Consider the following 828-nt stretch of genomic DNA (forward strand, 5'->3'; position numbering starts at 1 on the left):
CATTTTGCATTCTTGATACGCATGTATCTGTCTCTACATATATGATATATCATGTAGCTACCTTTTTTGTGCCTGAATTCTCTTGAGGACCATTTCAAGTGTGAATTCTTAAATATGTTATTGTAGTCTATATCCAATAGGGATTATACTATTCCATAACAGATATAAACTCTTTTTTCTTTTAATAGGCTAGGTATAAAACTCTTTAAATAGAATCTAGTTGGCTTTTTTGTTCCTTCCAGAAGTGAGTTTGACTTTGACCCCTCCCTTAAAAAACTTTTGAAAGTATTTCTATTGAATTAGAATGTGTCTCCCAACCCGAAGGGATTCGAGGGAGGGGCTATTTTTGGATCGGGGAAATGCCAAATAGATTCAAGAGATGAGAGAATTAAGGATAGCTACCAAAAAGACTAATCCAAACCATAAAGATGTCCCAGAAAATATAACATTTTTGTTAGTAGACCAACTATCAGAATTCGCAAAGACGACGGGTACACTAATCAATAAGATTGATGAAGTAGCAATTAATGCAAAAACAGCCAATTGGAAAGCAATAAGCATGCGTCTAAACCTCCAAACTACCAACAAATGAACTATACCATTTAATCCCTATCTTAACCAAAAAAATTGAATGTAATTGTAATCAATTATGCATCATGGAGGGATTTTCCAACTATGCATCTTATACGACTGATTACTACTTTATTTGGACATGAAGTTGAGTATAATGTTAGATTGTCTTCCGAAATGGGTAGACTGGATTATGTATCTCTTTTTCTCTCTATCTAGCTAGGCCAAGCCAAAACATGTATTCAAGCCTGGGATCTT

The 828-nt window shown here is 34.3% G+C and carries 1 protein-coding gene; it reads right to left on the reverse strand.

Annotation, left to right across the window (positions count from 1 at the left end; translation table 11 throughout):
• Positions 1-372: 372 nt before the first annotated feature.
• The gene (gene psbZ / locus QQK25_RS24890; RefSeq protein WP_497801082.1) at positions 373-561 is read right to left on the reverse strand and encodes a photosystem II reaction center protein PsbZ; all 189 of its coding nucleotides are present in this window, start codon (positions 559-561) and stop codon (positions 373-375) included.
• Between the last annotated feature and the right edge of the window lie 267 nt (positions 562-828).

The organism is Zoogloea oryzae (genome assembly GCF_030161255.1).
Lineage (GTDB): Bacteria > Pseudomonadota > Gammaproteobacteria > Burkholderiales > Rhodocyclaceae > Zoogloea > Zoogloea oryzae.

What these genes read in the sequence shown, in the direction of transcription:
- psbZ (WP_497801082.1), bottom strand. Translation starts at nt 561, where the DNA reads ATGCTTATTGCTTTCCAATTGGCTGTTTTTGCATTAATTGCTACTTCA.